Source organism: Aeromonas sp. MR19, assembly GCF_963899305.1.
Taxonomy (GTDB): Bacteria; Pseudomonadota; Gammaproteobacteria; order Enterobacterales; family Aeromonadaceae; genus Aeromonas; species Aeromonas bestiarum.
Genome location: NZ_CAWQWZ010000001.1, coordinates 106,692 through 124,321, shown reverse-complemented (window position 1 = coordinate 124,321; position 17,630 = coordinate 106,692). Strand labels below are relative to the sequence as shown.

Below are 17,630 nucleotides of genomic sequence, written 5' to 3'. Positions count from 1 at the left end.
CGCTTCCATTAGGCTGGCCTTCCTGAGTCTGTCGTTGCTGTCTGTCCAGACTCACCATTTCATGCTCATCGCCTTGGCGAAACAGGATTGTGGGCAAGCGGAGAAAGGATATCCAGATGAAGAAGAGCATAGTGACCGCCAAGTTCGAGGCCGTGAGCATCGAAGGCGAACAAGTGACCCTGAAAATGGCGATCAAGGCGCCGGAGCCGGACCCCAAATCCGCCAGTGGCGACTGGCGCTGCAAGGTGAAGCTGGAGGGGCTGAGCGACAAGACCTTCATCTATGGCGTCGACGCCCTGCAGGCCCTGAGCCTGGCCCTGAAATTCGTCGAAAACGAGCTGCGTGCCTTCTCCGACGCCGGCTGGCAATTCTACCTCCCCGGTTGCCCCGATCAGCCCGTCGATATCGCCGCCTGCTATTTCCCCGAGATTTGACGAGCCCCCGGTAGCAACGCCTTTATCTACTCATCGAAACGGGTCACAGGGCAATAGCGGATGTCCGGTTCTGTGGTCAGAGGGCTTGACCAAATTGAGTCCAAGCCATTATTTATTGAGGCTATTTTCATGGACCTGGAGCCAATATGCGACTGACCCCACCCCTACCGCCGCAGGATGAGGAGCTCGATGCCCTGCGGATCGGCCTGTCTGGCTACAACACGGCCCAGGCGGGCACGCACCTGCGCGAGCGGATCGCCAGCTTTATCAAGGATGAACAGGGCAAGGTGCTGGGCGGCATCCTCGCCGATATCAAGTGGGGCTGGCTGCACGTGGACTGGCTCTGGATCGACGAGCGCATCCGCAAGGATGGCTGGGGCGCCCGCCTGCTCGGCGCCATGGAGCAATATGCCCGCGACCAGGGCATCACCCACTTTCATCTGGAAACCACCAGCTTCCAGGCGCTGCCCTTCTACCAGAAACAGGGCTACACCGTCTTTGGCGAACTGCCGGATATGCCGCCGGGGCATATCACCTATTTTCTGAAGAAGCAGGCATGAAGTCACTGTCCCCGCTCACCACTGAGGGCAAGTCAAAACCCAAGCTCATCAGCTGGACCGTGGGTGCACTGTGCCTGTTGCTGACAACAGGCCAAGGTGTCATGGCCCTGTCGCTGCACGATCTGGATCCGGCGTTTGAACGATGTGAGGCGAGCAAGGCCCGGCACAAGCCCGCGTTGCCACCCAAAGAGGATCGTTTCTGGTCGTTGGAGAGGGAACAACAGGCGACCGTGCTTATCTATCTGCATGAGAAGAGCATGGAACGCTGCACCGCCGCAGCGGTGGATGACTTGGCGCTCAAGGCGTTCCATCAGGCTGTCGCGGGAGACCGCACCTTGCTAGATACCTTGATCAAGACAAGCGCCACGACACTCACGCCTGCCCAGCAGGCACAACTCCAGCAAGTAGGACAGATAGAGCTGGACAGGCTGGCCGCGATGACTGGCTTTGCACATCCCTTCTCGCTGCTCGATTACCTTAACCAACTTGCACCGGCCAAAAAGTGAAGGGCTGACAAACTTGCCAGCCCTTCGGCATCGTCAGTGGCTGGCGGAGCGGCTGCCGTTCCAGAGCAGCTCGCCACTGCGCAGCTCCATCAGGCTCATGGTGAGCCGATAGCGACTCCCCTCGGACACCAGATCCCCATAGAGCATGTAACCGGCACCTGTCTGGCGGCCGAGCCGCACTAGGGATGCCGGGTTCATGCCCCCCTGCTGATACTCGAGCTGCCCCGTGATGGCGGCGACCTGACCGGGATCGACGAAGCGAAAACCGCTTTTGGACTGGATCCGCTTGCTCATGGCCGCCGCCATGGTGCGGGTATCGAGCTCGTCATTGGTGCCGTCTCGGGGCGGGGTGAGCAGCAGCACGGGATTGCCGCTCTTCACCAGCTCCCGCACCTCGGGGGCCTGCACGAAGGCATCCGCCATGGCCAGCGCCAGCCCGGTCGGGGCCACCGGCTTGGGCAGGGGCGCCCCGGTATCCGGCTTGGTAACAGGTTTGTCCGGCTGGCTCACTGGCTGGTCCGGTTCACTGACCGGGGCCTGAGTGCCACCGTAGGGATTGACCGCACAGCCGCCCAGCAGCAGGGCACCCACCATCAACAAGGAACGCAGCTTCATCTTTTCTCTCCGCCAAAAGTCCGTAGGACGGACTTCACCAAAAGCCCGTGGCGGAGCCCTTGCCCCGCATTGGCTCCATGCTAGAGACAAACCCGTCCCGGGTCGATACGCCAGATGACACGGGACGACAGAGCCTGGCCAACCCGCACCCGGCCGGTGCTGCACCACAAAAAGGTGGCAGACCCTCATCAACTTCCTTTACGGTATTGTGCTGACAGATTCGAAAGGAGAGCACCTTGCACGGACCCGATCCCGCCAACCCCCACCCCATGAAGGGCTTTCCCCAGGTGTGCTTTATCAAGAACACCATCAAGGGGCCCAATATCGAGGTGGGCGATTACAGCTATTACGACGACCCGGAAGACTCGGCAGGCTTTGAGCGCAACGTCCTTTATCACTTCCCCTTCATCGGCGACAAACTGATCATCGGCAAGTTTTGCGCCATCGCCCGCGGGGTCAAGTTCATCATGAACGGCGCCAACCACCAGACCTCCGGCTTCTCTACCTACCCCTTCTTTATCTTCGGCAACGGCTGGGAGAGTGCCGCCCCCGCACCGGGCACGCTTCCTTACAAGGGGGATACCGTCATCGGCAACGATGTCTGGATAGGCTATGACACGCTGATCATGCCGGGCGTCAAGGTCGGCAACGGCGCCATTATCGCCGCCCGCTCCGTGGTCACCAGTGACGTACCCGCCTACGCCGTTGTCGGCGGCAACCCAGCCAGGGTGATCCGCTACCGCTTCGATGACGACACCATAGCCCGCCTCAACACCCTCGCCTGGTGGAACTGGCCGGTAGAGCAGATCAGCCAGAACTTAAAGCTGATTGGCGGCGGGGATATTACGGAATTGGAGAGGATGGGTTTATAGCTGTCCATCTGGAAGCGTCGAGGAGAACCTACCCATCAGATCGCAGCACAGCGGCCAGACCCTTGATATGCGAATTTAATTCAATCAGGCCCTACATGGAGTTACCCGAATGACCGCACCAACACCCGTTTTCACTGTCGTCCACTCAACGCCGCCCGTCGAAACCTATCGCTATCTTCGAACAGCAGCCGGACTTAGCTCGAAGACCATTGAGGCCGCAGAACGTGGCCTGCCCAATACGCTGTTTGCCGTCCAGATATTTTGCGGTCAGACCGCAATCGGCATGGGTCGAGTTATCGGAGATGGCGGGACATTTTATCAAGTCGTTGATATTGCAGTCCTGCCTGAATATCAGGGTCAAGGTGTAGGCAAAAAGATCATGGCGGAGATCGCGGACTATATCGCCCGCGAAGTGCCGGAGTCAGGCTATGTCAGCTTGCTGGCAGATGGGCAGGCTCCGCGACTCTATCAGCAATTCGGTTTCTCGCTCACGGCTCCTGCCAGTGTTGGCATGGAGCTTAAGCGGGTTGCCGTCGAAAAGGCCTAACCATTCATCCAAATGAAAAAGCAGGACTGCCCATGACATTCCAACCGCTTGCCAATGCCAATCTCGTTATTAGCCCCTTCGAATCGGGCGATGCCGACGAGTTTGTCCGCGCGGCGCACGAATCCATCGAAACGGTCGGCAAATGGATGAGCTGGTGCTCCTACTCATTTACTCGGGAGAGCGCACTGGAGTGGTTTGCCACCTGCGATCAGGATCGCGAGGCGGGACGAGCCTACGATATGGGCCTCTTCTGCGCAGCGACCAGCCAGCTCTTGGGTGGCGCCGGCATCAACCAGCTGTCACCCCATCATCGCTACGGCAATATCGGCTATTGGGTGAGACAATCCCGACAAGGCCAAGGCATAGCCCAACAGGCAGTCGCCCTGCTGCGTGATTTTGGCTTTCAGCAGTTGGGCCTATTTCGGCTGGAAATCGTGATGGGAATTGGCAACACAGCCAGCGAAGCGGTTGCCATCGCCTCAGGTGCCACCTTTGAATGCCGAGCAAGAAATCGCATCTTCCTTCATGACCAGCCTATTGATGCATATATTTATTCGCTTACGCCCATAGACTGAATCCTGTTGTAAGACGCCTCCTGCGTGTATCTCTCAGATGAACGGACGTTAGACATGGTATTCCATCTCCTCACCACCTAAGTCCAGCAATCCATTCCCCCCTCGGCCAAAGTAGCGGGAGTCCCTAAACCACCGCTCATCACCATGTCGAACCTCATTTTCCACAGTTAGGCTGACTATGTACGAGACACATCTAATACAAACACGTCTATTAGTCCTAATAAATCGGCGGGAAGTTTATCCTCAATTCTTGATTTCAGCATCTCGGCAGATTCAATACCGTGCTTCTTTCTTCCTGCAACCTCTTCATTCGCACCAAACCAGATAACTAAAAATATGCCTTGCTTTTCAGCATCCGGGTGGATGGAATAACGGTCATAGAGCTGAACTGATGCAGCTGTGTAAAGTTCTCGATGCCACTGCCCCTTGACCTCAGTCACCAAAAGCCGCCTCTGACCACCAATAATCTTGGTGACAGTGAAATCACTACGATTTCGATCCTTTAGCTGATGTTCCGGTGTGACTGTGATGCTTTGGGGCTCAAGCCGTAACTTGATACGTTCAGCAATGATTTCGGTTGAACGAACTTCATCCAGCCTTTCATCTTTTTCGTAAAAGCGCTCTGCTGAATTGAACTCGCCCCCATTTATATCTTGCTGATATCGTTGCAACTCATCAAGAACCAGCTTGCGCAAGCCTTCCACTGTGACGACTTCATTACCATCCAGCAGCTTGATAATTTCTTGTGGCAGCGGAGGAGTAAAATCTCGCAATGCCCTCTTCCTTATTTGGGTGGCATAGATGCTCTGCAAATCCATATGGAAGTCGGAAAAGCGAGGATCAGCGAGTAACAATTTAATGTATGATGCGCCATCATCTGTATTGAATGACCAGAGTAACTCTTTTAAAAATCGATAGGCTTTCTCATCTTGGGGGCTATCACTTCCCCAGCCACTAGGCAAATCTACCTTTGGCCACTGTTCAATAAATGCGTCCAATATGTTATATGATTTACCCGCAGTTAAGGCAGGCCAGCTTGGATTTTCACTCCTGTTTATGCTGCTAGAGAACCTATAGAAGAGTAAAACTGTGTCTCTGTCTCTCTTAAGCCAGTCCCAATACTGCTCGGGTGTATCTTCAATAAAATAAAACGATCTTAATAGCCAGAACGTACGTTTCTGCTCGATCTCATCATTGTCAGTTAAGGAAGGCCATACCGACATTAACTCACCACAGCGACTAGCAATAATCTCATTCAAGTCAGTACGATCTCCATACTGAGCAGCAATGTCAAAAAGTTCACTCAATGTAGAAAGATTTAGTTCTGGATAATTCTGGAGCCACTCAATTGAAAGAGATGCGCGTAGATGGCTGAAATTGTCATCTCTTTTTAATAACCAGAGCTCAGTATTGTTACATGCTTTATTTACAAGTTGGGGTTCTAGATACTGTCGAATAAAGCTCTCTGCTTTTGCCGGGTTGGAAAATATGAGGCGATCCACTTCAGCTTTAAGAAGGTCTCTTTCTTCATTTGATATTGCACTATAACCCATATTTATATTGGTTCGTAACGCGGACAACAATCTAGATTCAACAACCTCCAGATTACCGTTGACACGCATAATTTCAATACAGGCCGCATAGAGAATAACTTCCACTTTAAGGTACTGCGAAGCACACTGCAGTTCTGCAAGCTTATTTAAAGTTGGTATATTTGGCGCAATAAAATCTAGACAATTTACAAGAGCATTATGAACAATATTTTTGTCACCACACTCCAATTCAATCCTGTCTGGCGCCATCAACAAAAGTTCTGAAAAATGAACCAACCACCCCCAATGACGGCCACTTTCAACCAACTCCCTATTTTCTTGTAGATATTTGATATTGGTAGCACGCAGTGCCATCTGCTTATTGTCTCGGCGCCCTATTATTCTTGATCTTCTACGGTGCCATTCATGATGCTCCCGTTGGAACTGTTCCTTAGTTACCTTGTTAGACCTTGCCCATACTTGCATAAACTTAGGCTTTAACAATGCTTGCTCACGCATGTGCCGCCTGAGAGGATTCGGTCCTCGTTCTTCACTCTTACGGTAATATTGGTGCCTTTCAATAAAGTACGCCCACAGAGTTATATTTTCTATTTCAAAAGCAAGGTCTACTATAAACTTACAATCTATCGATTGAAGGTTGAGGCCGGAGTGACTATGCCAGCTGAAATTATATAACTGAGCATGATGAATATCGTCTCTATTTGTTAGTTTTGAAAATGCCAAGGTGATAACACCCTGCCGTAAAAGGTGGTCTGTAGACAGTATACGAACAGAGCTGCTTTCATCGGCCCTCTTACTTCCATGAAAATTAAGCCCCTGAGTCCACCGCCAAACTTTCACTGGGTCAAATGGTGCTTGAGCAATATCAAAATAGTGATCAAGCAGTGAGCCTACGATTTTACTTATACCGTTGCGACAATCACATTCGTAGCATTCTTTGCCACAATGGCAGGTAAGGTCTCTGGTCAATTCATCCAAAAACCACTCGGTAGTTAGCAGATCAATTTCGGTAATGAATTTTTTTATAAAGTAGCGAGCGCCTATAGTACGTTCTAGCACTTGGTGACCAGGATAGAGCGTTGCGCATATACAAAGAAATTCAGATAAATATTTCCTTTCAAAGATTTGATAACCTAGCGTTAGAATGATTTCTGCCGCTATCTCCAGCGAGACCTCACCCGCTTCTGCAATGAAACGGGCCAAGTCTGCGTGATGATCGCGGCCTGTTATCTTGAGCAAGCATCTCGTTGACAGAATGCGTGTATGGGCGCTTTCTTGCGCAGCAAAAGCGAGCTGGCACAACTCTTTTTCTAGAGATTCAATTGCCGCAGATCCCGCCAGCAATTCAAGAATCAAGTCGCGCAAATGCCCTTCATCACCAGTTGCTAGTAGTGGCTTTAGTTCGTCTGCCACCTCCTGCGTAAACAGGCCCGAGATACTGAACCTGCGCCAGTAATCACCCCGCCTGAAGTAGGGATCTTGAGCTGCAAATTCTCTCAACTGCTCCACCAGCATTCGTTTTGAGCTAGGAAGCAATTGGGAAGGATCACCGTTGGCCAGCACAGCATAAGGGTCTATCCTGATGGCCTCTTCCTGTATAGCGCGGTTACCCAGTGCCGCCATCCAGCCCAATAGCCCCCGTAATTCATCTCGCACCGTATTGTTGGGCGCGATGACGGCGAAACAGTTCGTAAGCATCAGTGGCTTGGTTGGATCAGCAATCCGTTGAGTCAGATAGTGCGCCGCGCAATATTCGGCAACGATCTTATGCACCGGACGATGTTGATCCACTCTGTCTCCCGGTTTAAAGAGCCGGGTTGCCAAAAGATCGTTTCTGGAAGCGATAGGGTGAAGCAATGACGTCAGCGTCGGGTAGATCCTATCTGCCGTAGCATCTTGGGTACTAACCCCCTCAGCACCAGACAACAGTAGCTTGGCGAATACTTCCGATGCCAAATCAATCTTTTGCTGTGATGTCAGAGAGTAGGCAGCGCTCCTGACACTAGAGTTAGCCTCTTTGGCCAGACGCTCGACTGCCGTGCTGAAAATGGAGCGCTTGTCGATAAAATGTCTATCGCTCTCAATATAGGCGCCCGCAAACAGTTGCAGGAACAGTGGATTGGGCAGTAATGGCTCAAGTTCAAATCGAATCACTTCAGAGCGGAAGGCGACGAAGTTCTCTTCTGGGTAGTGATGCAGGAAAATAGCTTGCTGATCGTCCCCTTCAAATTCACATAGCCTGACGACCAGAGGCTGAGTACCAAGAAACTCTTGAAATGACTGGGTGTCTGCATTGCTCCATTCACTGGAACGGCTTGAAATGATGACTCGCGTCGCTTTTGCCTTACAGGCATTAGCCAGAAGCGAGTGAACTCCTGACCGATCTATCTTGGCCAGCTCATCAAATGCATCGATCACTAGTGGGCTATTTTCTTCCTCTGCCCCCATATGCCGGAATCGGGTTGCGGTTACGGCTTTTGTCCCCAACTGCCGCGCAAGACTTTCCATCAGCTCGGTTTTTCCCCCACCAGGCTCCGCCAAGACGACAACAAACTTCGAAGCAGCCAATAGCTCTGCTTCTGTGTATATCTGGCTATCACCAGAAAGCTTGCGCGGGAGGTAAAACGTCGACGTCATAGGTACAAGAAACCTGTGTATTGGAATCGCTGGAGAGTCTTTCTTCGCTAGTTTGAAAGCCTCATCCAAAGTCAGTTATTTCCGATACTACGCCATATATCAGATAGTTGGGGCTATTTCCCCGTTGATATTGAGAGGTGTGACATGAACGAGCATTACAACGCACACCGTACTAACTGGCCAAGAGCGGGCGCGGTATTGGTTCCCCCTCTCATTCGCTGAGGCGAGCCCGCTTGTCCAGGCCGCGAGACAGGATGTCGAGCGAGCGGCGCCGGGCCATGGATGGCCCGTCGCCGCGTGCCGTCGGACAAGCGGGTGAGCCGAAGGAACCCGACGAAGTCGGGCGAATAAGCGGGGATGGCCTTTCTTTTGGTGACTTTTCTTTGGCCACGCAAAGAAAAGTTACTCGCCCAAGCCCGAAGGGCGGGCGAAACCCCTTCGAGGCCAACGGCCTCGCGTCCTGCACGGCAAGGCCGTGCCGTGTTCCCCCCCCAAAAAAAATTGCAAAGCGGACGATTACGCCTGACGGCTAATCGACCCTACGATTGCACGGCACAGCCGTGCCTGCTTGCCACAGGCACAGCGTCGGGCTGGACGCCCGGATGCCACCGGCAAAAGGGGGACATGGCCGCCCCTATCGGCCCAGGAAGGGTTCCCAATCTTTAAACACCGGCTGCAACCCAGCCTGCCTGACGGCAGCGGCTACCTCACCCAGCGGGCGAGCGTCGTGGATGGCGAACTGCTCCAGCTCCTCCTTGTCCCCTTCCGCATAGCCACCCGGCTGGGTGCGTGATTCCGCCGACATCTGGGTGATGCCGAGGCGCAGGGCGCCGTTGCGAAACGCAGGGGATTCCCGGGTGGAGAGCGACAACTCCAGAGTCGGCGAGAAGAGGCGCCAGGCGCAGATCAGTTGCACCAGCTGCCTGTCCGACATCACCACCTCGGGCTGCAGGCCGCCGGTGCAGGGACGCAGGCGCGGGAAGGAGAGCGAATAGCGGCTCTGCCAGTGGTGGCGTTCAAGCCAGCTCAGGTGCTCGGCCACGAAATAGCTGTCGGCGCGCCAGTCCTTTGACAGGCCGATCAGCGCCCCCAGCCCTATCTTGTCGATGCCGGCCCGGCCCAGCCGCTCCGGGGTGGCGAGCCGCCACTCGATATCCTGCTTGTTGCCGCGCAGGTGATGGCGGGCGTAACTGGGGGCGTGATAGGTCTCCTGATAGACCATGACGGCATCCAGCCCCAAGGTCTTGAGCTCGGCGTAATCCGCTTGCGACAGTGGCTGCACCTCCATCGCCAACGCGCTGAAATGGCGGCGGATCTGCGGCAGCTGCTCACGAAAATAGGCCATGCCCACCTTGCTCTCGTGCTCGCCGGTCACCAGCAGCACGCTGTCGAAGCCGCGCGCCTTGATGGCCAGACATTCGCGCTCAATTTCCTCTGCATCCAGCGTCTTGCGCTTCAAGCGATTGCTCATGGAAAAACCGCAGTAGGAGCAGTCGTTGGCACAGAGGTTCGACAGATAGAGGGGCACGTAGAAGCCCACCGTATTGCCGAAACGCTGGCGGGTGAGGCGCTCGGCCTCAGCCGCCATCTGCGGCAAAAACGCCTCGGCGGCTGGCGAGATCAGCGCCATAAAGTCGGCCAGGGTGCGGCGCGGATTGGCCAGCGCCCGCTCCACATCCCGGGTCGTCTTGGCGCGGATCTGCATGCCGATATCGTCCCACTCCAGCTCGCGCCAGCGCTCGACAAAGCTTGCGTCCTTTGTCTCAGCCGCGGCCCTCACCCCCAACCCCTCTCCCACAGGGAGAGGGGAGCGGATCCCATCCCTCTCGGGAATCGGGGCGAGAGAGGCCACCGCCACCGAGTCTTGTCCAGTGCTGAGGCTCATAAGGCCTCCAGAAAATCGGTGAGCGGGCTGGAGGCGCTGGCTTGCAGACCGCGCGCGCCGAGGCCCGCCTCATAGGCGCTGCGACCGGCCTCGCAGGCCAGCGCGAAGGCGCGGCCCATGGCGATCGGATCCCGGCTCACGGCGATGGCGGTGTTGACCAGCACGGCGTCGGCGCCCAGCTCAAAGGCGGCGGCGGCGTGGCTCGGCGCCCCTATCCCCGCATCCACCACCACAGGCACCCGCGCCTGTTCGATGATGATGGCGAGGAAATCCCGGGTCACCAGCCCCTGGTTGGAGCCGATGGGGGCGCCGAGCGGCATGACGGCGGCGCAGCCCACCTCTTCCAGCCGCTTGCAGAGCACGGGATCGGCCCCGCAGTAGGGCAGCACCACGAAGCCCTCTTTCACCAGCTTCTCGGCAGCCTTGAGCGTCTCTATGGGATCGGGCAGCAGATATTTGGGATCGGGATGGATCTCCAGTTTCAGCCAGTTAGTCCCCAGCGCCTCGCGGGCCAGGTGGGCGGCAAATACCGCCTCGGCGGCCGTCTTGGCGCCCGAGGTGTTGGGCAGCAGCTTGACCCCGAGTTTGAGCAGCGGGGTGAGGATGTCGTCGTGGCGCTTGCCGGGGTCCAGGCGCTTGATGGCCATGGTCACCAGCCGGGAGCCGCTTGCTTCGATGGCGGCAGCCATCAGATCCGGGCGGGCAAACTTGCCGGTGCCGGTAAAGAGACGGGACGAAAATTCATGGTCGGCTATGGTCAGCATCTCAGCCTCCGGCGATGGCAGTGAAAAGGTGGATCTGGTCCCCGTCATTGAGTCGGGTGTCTGGCCAGCGGCTGCGGGGCAGCACGGCGCCGTTGAGTGCCACCGCCACCCCCTGCGGGGCTACCTCGCGGGCAGCCAGCAGCTCGGCCACGCTGATCTGGTTATCCGGGCTGGTCGTCAGCACCAGCTCGCTGTCGTTCAATCGGATCTTCATTGCGCATCCTCCATGGGCTGGGCAAGGGTGACGCCGCCACACACCGGGCAGGCGAGATCGGGGGACAACCCCAGGGTCTGCCACTCGTGGGTCAGGGCATCGAAACGGCGCAGGGTGCCCGCCACCGGGCTGGGTTTGCCCAGCAGCAGACGCAGGGCTTCCAGCGCCTGCAAGGCGCCCATCACGCCGACCAGAGGGCCTGTGACGCCGCTGCTCTGGCAGCTCTCCGTGATGCGGGTATCCAGCGGATAGAGGCAGGCGTAGCAGGCCTGTTCGGGAGCGGCTCGCACCATCAGCTGACCTTGCCAGCCGACGGCGGCGGCGGAGATCCAGGGCTTGTTATGAGCCACGCAGACGGCGTTGATGGCGTGGCGACTGGCCAGGTTGTCGCAGCAGTCGACAACCAGATCCACCTCGGCCACGAAGGCTGGCAGGCTCTGCTCATCGAGCCGCTGATTGATGGCGATCAGCTCCACATGGGGATTGTTGGCCGCCAACCGCTCGCGGGCCAGCTCGGCCTTGGAGTGATTGACCGCCTCGGAATCGAACAGGATCTGGCGCGGCAGGTTGCTGGAATCCACCACGTCGCCGTCGGCCAGCCACAAGGTGCCCACCCCGGCCCCGGCCAGATAGAGCGCCAACGGCGAGCCGAGCCCACCGAGGCCGACGATCAGCACGGATGCCTCTTTCAGCCTCGCCTGCCCCGCTTCGCCGATTTCGCTCAGCATCAGTTGCCTGCCGTAGCGCAGGTATTCAGCATCAGAGAGCATGATCGGCCTCCTGCTGCGTGATGGCCTTATGGGTAAGCGCAGAGCAAGGCTCATCCCCCGCCCCCACGGCCGCCAGCAGTCGGGCTATGGCCCCCTGCCAGTCGTCGCTTGCCGTGATGGCAGAGACCAGGGCAATGCTGCCGACCCCGCTTGCCTGCACTGCAGCCACTCTATCCTCGCCGATGCCGCCGATGGCGACCGTCGGCCAGTCGCACATGAGTGCCCGATAGCGTTGCAGCCGCACCAGCCCCTGCGGGCGGGACGGCATCTGCTTGGTGTTGGTAGGGAAGATATGACCCAGCGCTATGTAGGAAGGGGCCAGCTCCCGGGCCCGCATCAGCTCGAAGTAGCCGTGGGTGGAGAGACCGAGGCGCAGGCCGGCAGCCTGGATGGCGGCGAGATCCGCCGTCTCCATGTCCTCCTGCCCCAGATGCACGCCGTAGGCACCGGCGGCTATGGCCTGCTGCCAATGGTCGTTGATGAAGAGCCGCGCCCCGTGGCGGCGACCGAGCGCCACCGCCTCGGCTATCGCTGGCGCAACCTGGGCGGCGGGCAGGTTCTTGATGCGCAGCTGGATGGTCTTGACCCCGGCCCCCAGCAGACGCCTGAGCCACTTGACCGAATCCACCACAGGATAGAGGCCGAGCCGATGTTCGGTCCGGGCGAAGGGGCCATCCGGCAGGCGAGCCTCGCTGGCGGGATAGAGACCAAAGCGGCGATCCAGGCTCGATCCCGCCAGTACGGCGCGGGGAAAGTGCGCGAGACTGGTCGGCCAGCCGAGATGGGCTATGGGGCCAGGGCCGGCCCCCACCCCTTGCGCCCCCGCCAAGCCTTGCTGCAGGTAGGCGCGCGCCAGCGTGATGGCGTCATCGACCGGGTGATCCTGCGCCACCACGGCGGCGATGGCGCTGGCGTAGCAGCAGCCGGTGCCGTGGCCGTGGCGGGTGTCGAGGCGTGGCGCCCCTAGCCAGAACTCGCGGTGCTCGTCCTGGTAGTAATCGAGGCAGAGCTCTTCGCTCCAGCCCAGATGGCCGCCCTTGACCAGCACGGCGCGGACGCCGAGTTCCCGCAGTCGCGCCGCCCCCGCTCGCACCAGCTCAGGGCTGCTGGCGGGAATGCCGGTCAGCGCCTCCAGCTCGGGGCCGTTGGGGGTGATGAGAGAGAGGCGCGGCAGCAGGTGCTCACGCACCGCCGCCAGCATATTGGCTTCGGCCATGGGGGTGCCCGTGCTGGCAATCGCCACCGGGTCGTAGACCACAAAAGGCGCCGCCAGAGTATCGAGCCGCCGGGCCAACACCTCCACATGGAGCCGGGTCGGCAGCAGGCCTATCTTGATGGCCGCCGGCGGCAGATCGACGCCAAGGGCGTCGATCTGGGCGCAGAAGGTCTGCATCAGCACGGGATCCACCATCTTCACCGCCACCGAATTCTGGGCCGTGATGGCGGAGATGACGGAGCAGCCGTGTACACCCAGGCTGTGCAATGTGTGCAGATCGGCCTGAATACCGGCGCCGCCCCCCGAGTCGGAACCGGCTATGGTCCAGACTATGGGTCGGCTGTTCATGCCTCCTCCCGCGCCGGTTTGAGGGCCGCCGCCTGATGGTAGAGCTCGCTCCCCTTCTCCTTGAAGGTCTCAGCCATGCGACTCATGCCGCTTTCCACCTCGGCCACTACCCGCTCCTGCTGGCCATCCATGCCCACCAGTTTCACCTCGACCGCTTCCAGGCTGGCGGCGTAGTCGCGCACGTCCTGGGTGATCTTCATGGAGCAGAACTTGGGGCCACACATGGAGCAGAAGTGCGCCACCTTGCCGGACTCCTGGGGCAGAGTCTCGTCGTGGTAGGCGCGGGCGGTCTCGGGATCCAGTGCCAGGTTGAACTGATCCTCCCAGCGGAACTCGAAGCGCGCCTTGGACATGGCGTTGTCGCGGATCTGGGCGCCCGGATGACCCTTGGCGAGATCGGCGGCATGGGCGGCGATCTTGTAGGTGATGAGACCCTGCTTCACGTCCTCCTTGTTCGGCAGCCCCAGGTGCTCCTTGGGGGTGACGTAGCAGAGCATGGCGCAGCCATACCAGCCGATCATGGCGGCGCCTATGCCGGAGGTGAAGTGATCGTAGCCGGGGGCTATGTCTGTGGTGAGCGGGCCAAGCGTATAGAAAGGCGCCTCGTGGCAGTGTTCCAGCTGCTCCGTCATGTTGCGCTCTATCATGTGCATGGGCACATGACCCGGCCCTTCTATCATCACCTGGACGTCGTACTCCCAGGCGATTTTGGTCAGCTCGCCCAGGGTGTGCAGCTCGGCGAACTGGGCCTCGTCGTTGGCGTCATAGACGGAGCCGGGACGCAGGCCGTCGCCGAGCGACAAGGCCACATCATAGGCGGCGCACAGCTCGCAGATCTCCCGAAAATGCTGGTAGAGGAAGTTCTCCTTGTGGTGCGACAGGCACCACTTGGCCATGATGCTGCCGCCGCGCGAGACGATGCCGGTGAGGCGCTTGGCGGTCATGGGTACGTAGCGCAGCAGCACGCCGGCATGGATGGTGAAGTAATCCACCCCCTGCTCGGCTTGTTCGAGCAGGGTGTCGCGGAACAGCTCCCAGGTGAGGTCTTCGGCGATGCCGTTGGTCTTCTCCAGGGCCTGATAGATGGGCACGGTACCGATGGGGACCGGGCTGTTGCGCAGGATCCACTCGCGGGTCTCGTGGATGTTGCGACCGGTGGAGAGATCCATGACGGTGTCGGCGCCCCAGCGGGTCGACCAGACCAGCTTCTCCACCTCCTCTTCGATGCTGGAGCTGACCGCCGAGTTGCCTATGTTGGCGTTGATCTTCACCAGGAAGTTGCGGCCTATGATCATGGGCTCGGTTTCCGGGTGGTTGACGTTGTTGGGGATGATGGCGCGGCCGGCGGCCACCTCATCGCGCACGAACTCGGGGGTGATGTTCTCGGGCAGGCGGGCGCCGAAACCCTGACCCGGATGCTGGCGCAGCAGCAGCTCGGAGCGCACCCGCTCGCGGCCCATGTTCTCGCGGATGGCGATAAATTCCATCTCTGGGGTGACCAGCCCCTGACGGGCATAGTGCAGCTGGGTCACCCGGCGGCCCGGCTTGGCGCGGCGGGGCTTGGGCAAGTTATCGAAACGCAGGTGATCCAGCCCCTCGTCGGCGAGGCGCTCCTGAGTGAAAGCGGAGCTGAGACCATAGAGTTCCTCGGTATCCCCCCGCTCCAGCACCCAGCCTTGCCGCAGGCGCGGCAGACCAAGACGCACGTCGATGACCGCATGCTCATCGCCATAGGCACCCGAGGTATCATAGACGGGGACGGGCTCGTTGGCTTCGAACTGCGGGTTCTCCTTGCTGCCGCCGACCAGGGTGTCGGCCAGGGTGATTTCACGCAGCCCCACCCGGATATCGGGGCGAGAACCTTCGATGAAGATGCGGCTGGAGTTGGGGTGGGCCATCCCCTTGAGGTTGTCGATAAAGCGCTGGGCGCTGGCGCGCTGCTCGCGACGGCTGGGGGCTGGCTTGCGCTGTTCGGAAACAGCCTGCTCGGATACGGCCTGTTCAGTGGCGGATGATACGGAAGTAGACATAGCAAAACTCTCATTAACTGGTTGAAGTTATGGGTGTTTGCTTGTCTGGAGTTCGAGGAGAAGTGATGAACCTGTGGGTGAGTTGTGCCGCAAGAGGGAGCGAGCCCGGGATCTGTTCCTCCCTGCTCTGCTGTCCGGATCCCCCCTTGTCAGGTGGGTCGTACGGCGCCCTCCTGGGCAGACCGGACGGGACAGACTCCCTCTTGTGCGCCCTGACTCATCGAGGAATGGCTCCTCTTGATGAGCGGGAGAGGCTTGTCCCTCCCCCGGCGCGGCAACCCGCAAGTTACCCTTGTTTCCCTTCGCAGGTGCTAGCCTGATCAGGTTCCACGGATCCCGAATTAACGGTCTCAGCCTCGCGTCGTTCGACGGTTGGCACTCCGACAAGATGGCGCCAGTATAAGTGGGGAAATGGAAAGCACAAGCCTTTAACAAGCCCGACCAGTGCAAACAAAAACCGGGCCAGAGGCCCGGTTCCATCACTACAACGCGCTGCCGTTATTGATTGGCAGCAGGGGTCACGCTGAGGCTGACGTTGTTGAAGCCAAGCCCGGAGAGCTCTTGCGCATCGAGCGGGATCTCCAGCCTCAGGCCCTGACCAGCGCCGTCCACACTGCGAGCACGACGCACCTTGCTGTCAGCCGCGAGCGGCACGGGAGCACCGATCTCTATGTTGCCGGCAAACTGGCTCTCGGCACTGAAATCACCGGTGATCCCCGCCCGCACCGGGCGCAGCACTCTGGCCAGGTTGTTCTGCATGGTAGACAGACCGTTCTGCTGTATGGTCCAGTTCCAGTCCCACCACTTCACTTCACCCGGGATGTAACGCTTGTCCCACTGGTAGCGAATGCTGCTCGCCTTGTCCTTGTACGGGCCTATGACGAAGGTGTGGTTCCAGTTCGGACGGTTGTCCGGATGGGTATACCAGGCGTTGCCGCCCCAGCGCAGGAAGCCGCTCAGGGTCAGGTCATAGCTGACATCGGCCTTGAACTCATAGGGGTAGGAGATGTCGGCCTTGTAGAGCTCTATCTTCACCGGGATCTTGGAGCGGGCCGGCACAGTCGGTCGCACGGACTGAGACAGGGAGGTGGTAGTCGAGCCCCCGTTCTGGGACGCCCAGGACTGGTTGGCAGCAATCTCGATGGAGAGTTCGGTTTCCCCCACCAGTGGCCACTTGAACTTGTTCTTGGTGGTCACCTTCTCGCTCAGGCCATAGGTGTTGGTCTTGGACCAGTTGGTGGCAGTGTCGTAGCGCAGGGTGACGTCATAGCCTGATTGGGGGGTGTCGCTGTCGTTGACCGCCCAGCCCACCACAGTCTTGACCAGCTGGCGGTCGGACTGGGTGACATCGCCATGCTTGAAGCTGTCGGGATCCAGGTTATAGGCGAAGTTGCTGACCTTGATGGCGGTCTTGTCACCACAGCGATAGCCGTCACAGCCACCGTCATTGTTGCCACGGATCACCCAGCCATCGCCATCACGGGTCACATCCATGTCTTCACCGACATATTGGCTGTGATTGCCGCCCACCCAGGCATAACCGAGATAATGGGCCAGATAGCTTGTTGGTTTGATGAAATTCGCACTGTCGTGTACCAGCCGCCACTGCACATCGACTTCGTCACCATCTGGAATATCCAGGGCAGACAATGTCGGTATTTCACCGGTAACAGGACTGGTCGGATAACACCAGGTATTGGACGCTGTCCCTGGTTTTATTTCACCGTTATAACCCGGCCCCATAATGACCCAGCCGTTGGCCAGCCCGCTTATTTGCCATTGCCCCATCATGCCGACAATATTGCTTTTAACGCTCTGGGCTTCTTCTCAATTGACGGGGCGATACTTGTCGCCACAGACCCCTTGGCCCAATGAAAACAAGCGAAGCTGGTCTGGATAGACGGGCTCTGCCGCTTTCGCCTGTGCCATCAGCAGGCCGGATATGATTAATGACAAGCCAGTTAGTTTTAATTTTTGCATAGCAACCCCAATATATTGAACATTGACATGCATTCACCAACTTTATATATCAGCGGGTGGCATGTGAGTACGACAATATCAGTCATGTTAATCTCAATATGCGATCCAGCCCACATTTTAATAT

General features: G+C 58.2%; 14 protein-coding genes, 1 pseudogene and 1 riboswitch. Of the genes and pseudogenes, 6 read left to right on the top strand and 9 right to left on the bottom strand.

Annotated elements, in window-relative coordinates:
• Positions 1-116: 116 nt before the first annotated feature.
• The 3 genes from AACQ95_RS00565 (at position 117) to AACQ95_RS00555 (ending at position 1,500) form a co-directional block, all read left to right on the top strand.
• Positions 117-434: a DUF6968 family protein gene (locus tag AACQ95_RS00565; RefSeq protein WP_103471742.1), complete on the top strand. Its 318-nt coding sequence runs from the start codon at positions 117-119 to the stop codon at positions 432-434.
• A 146-nt stretch (positions 435-580) separates the two neighbouring features.
• Positions 581-994 carry a GNAT family N-acetyltransferase gene (locus AACQ95_RS00560; protein ID WP_241280180.1) on the top strand — a complete coding sequence of 138 codons (414 nt, stop codon included), beginning with the start codon at positions 581-583 and terminating at the stop codon, positions 992-994.
• On the top strand, positions 991-1,500 hold the full coding sequence (locus tag AACQ95_RS00555) for a hypothetical protein (RefSeq protein WP_043134946.1): 510 nt from the start codon (positions 991-993) through the stop codon (positions 1,498-1,500). Before AACQ95_RS00560 ends, AACQ95_RS00555 begins: the two co-directional genes overlap by 4 nt.
• Before the next feature lie 33 nt (positions 1,501-1,533).
• Here AACQ95_RS00555 and AACQ95_RS00550 read toward each other — a convergent pair whose 3' ends face one another.
• A complete protein-coding gene (locus AACQ95_RS00550; protein WP_241280178.1) occupies positions 1,534-2,115 on the bottom strand; it encodes a penicillin-binding protein activator LpoB in 582 nt (193 codons plus the stop codon).
• 236 nt (positions 2,116-2,351) lie between these two features.
• Between AACQ95_RS00550 and AACQ95_RS00545 the strand changes: the two genes are divergently transcribed.
• From AACQ95_RS00545 to AACQ95_RS00535, 3 genes are all read left to right on the top strand, one after another.
• Positions 2,352-2,987 (top strand): Vat family streptogramin A O-acetyltransferase, encoded by a 636-nt coding sequence (locus AACQ95_RS00545; RefSeq protein ID WP_241280175.1) that lies wholly within the window; start codon positions 2,352-2,354, stop codon positions 2,985-2,987.
• Between the two features lie 109 nt (positions 2,988-3,096).
• Positions 3,097-3,534: a GNAT family N-acetyltransferase gene (locus AACQ95_RS00540; RefSeq protein WP_241280173.1), complete on the top strand. Its 438-nt coding sequence runs from the start codon at positions 3,097-3,099 to the stop codon at positions 3,532-3,534.
• 32 nt (positions 3,535-3,566) lie between these two features.
• Positions 3,567-4,109 carry a GNAT family N-acetyltransferase gene (locus AACQ95_RS00535; RefSeq protein ID WP_241280171.1) on the top strand — a complete coding sequence of 181 codons (543 nt, stop codon included), beginning with the start codon at positions 3,567-3,569 and terminating at the stop codon, positions 4,107-4,109.
• Between the two features lie 176 nt (positions 4,110-4,285).
• Here AACQ95_RS00535 and AACQ95_RS00530 read toward each other — a convergent pair whose 3' ends face one another.
• The 8 genes and pseudogenes from AACQ95_RS00530 to aerA all read right to left on the bottom strand — a co-directional run bounded on the left by AACQ95_RS00530 (position 4,286) and on the right by aerA (position 17,506).
• Complete coding sequence (locus tag AACQ95_RS00530) at positions 4,286-8,299, bottom strand: NACHT domain-containing protein (RefSeq protein ID WP_241280169.1); 4,014 nt, start codon at positions 8,297-8,299, stop codon at positions 4,286-4,288.
• 634 nt (positions 8,300-8,933) lie between these two features.
• A complete protein-coding gene (gene thiH, locus AACQ95_RS00525; protein WP_277604455.1) occupies positions 8,934-10,184 on the bottom strand; it encodes a 2-iminoacetate synthase ThiH in 1,251 nt (416 codons plus the stop codon).
• Positions 10,181-10,948 (bottom strand): thiazole synthase, encoded by a 768-nt coding sequence (locus AACQ95_RS00520; RefSeq protein ID WP_241280167.1) that lies wholly within the window; start codon positions 10,946-10,948, stop codon positions 10,181-10,183. Before AACQ95_RS00520 ends, thiH begins: the two co-directional genes overlap by 4 nt.
• Before the next feature lies 1 nt (position 10,949).
• Entirely contained in the window at positions 10,950-11,162 is a 213-nt protein-coding gene (gene thiS / locus AACQ95_RS00515) for a sulfur carrier protein ThiS (protein WP_098980943.1), read from the bottom strand.
• The gene (locus AACQ95_RS00510; RefSeq protein ID WP_241280166.1) at positions 11,159-11,932 is read right to left on the bottom strand and encodes a HesA/MoeB/ThiF family protein; all 774 of its coding nucleotides are present in this window, start codon (positions 11,930-11,932) and stop codon (positions 11,159-11,161) included. Before AACQ95_RS00510 ends, thiS begins: the two co-directional genes overlap by 4 nt.
• Positions 11,922-13,496 (bottom strand): thiamine phosphate synthase, encoded by a 1,575-nt coding sequence (thiE, locus tag AACQ95_RS00505; RefSeq protein WP_241280164.1) that lies wholly within the window; start codon positions 13,494-13,496, stop codon positions 11,922-11,924. The genes AACQ95_RS00510 and thiE overlap by 11 nt, the downstream gene beginning before the upstream one ends.
• Complete coding sequence (gene thiC / locus AACQ95_RS00500; RefSeq protein ID WP_277604454.1) at positions 13,493-15,526, bottom strand: phosphomethylpyrimidine synthase ThiC; 2,034 nt, start codon at positions 15,524-15,526, stop codon at positions 13,493-13,495. The genes thiE and thiC overlap by 4 nt, the downstream gene beginning before the upstream one ends.
• 279 nt (positions 15,527-15,805) lie before the next feature.
• A riboswitch (TPP riboswitch) is annotated at positions 15,806-15,919 on the bottom strand.
• A gap of 105 nt (positions 15,920-16,024) precedes the next feature.
• Positions 16,025-17,506: pseudogene (gene aerA, locus AACQ95_RS00495) on the bottom strand (beta-barrel pore-forming toxin aerolysin).
• Positions 17,507-17,630 lie beyond the last annotated feature (124 nt).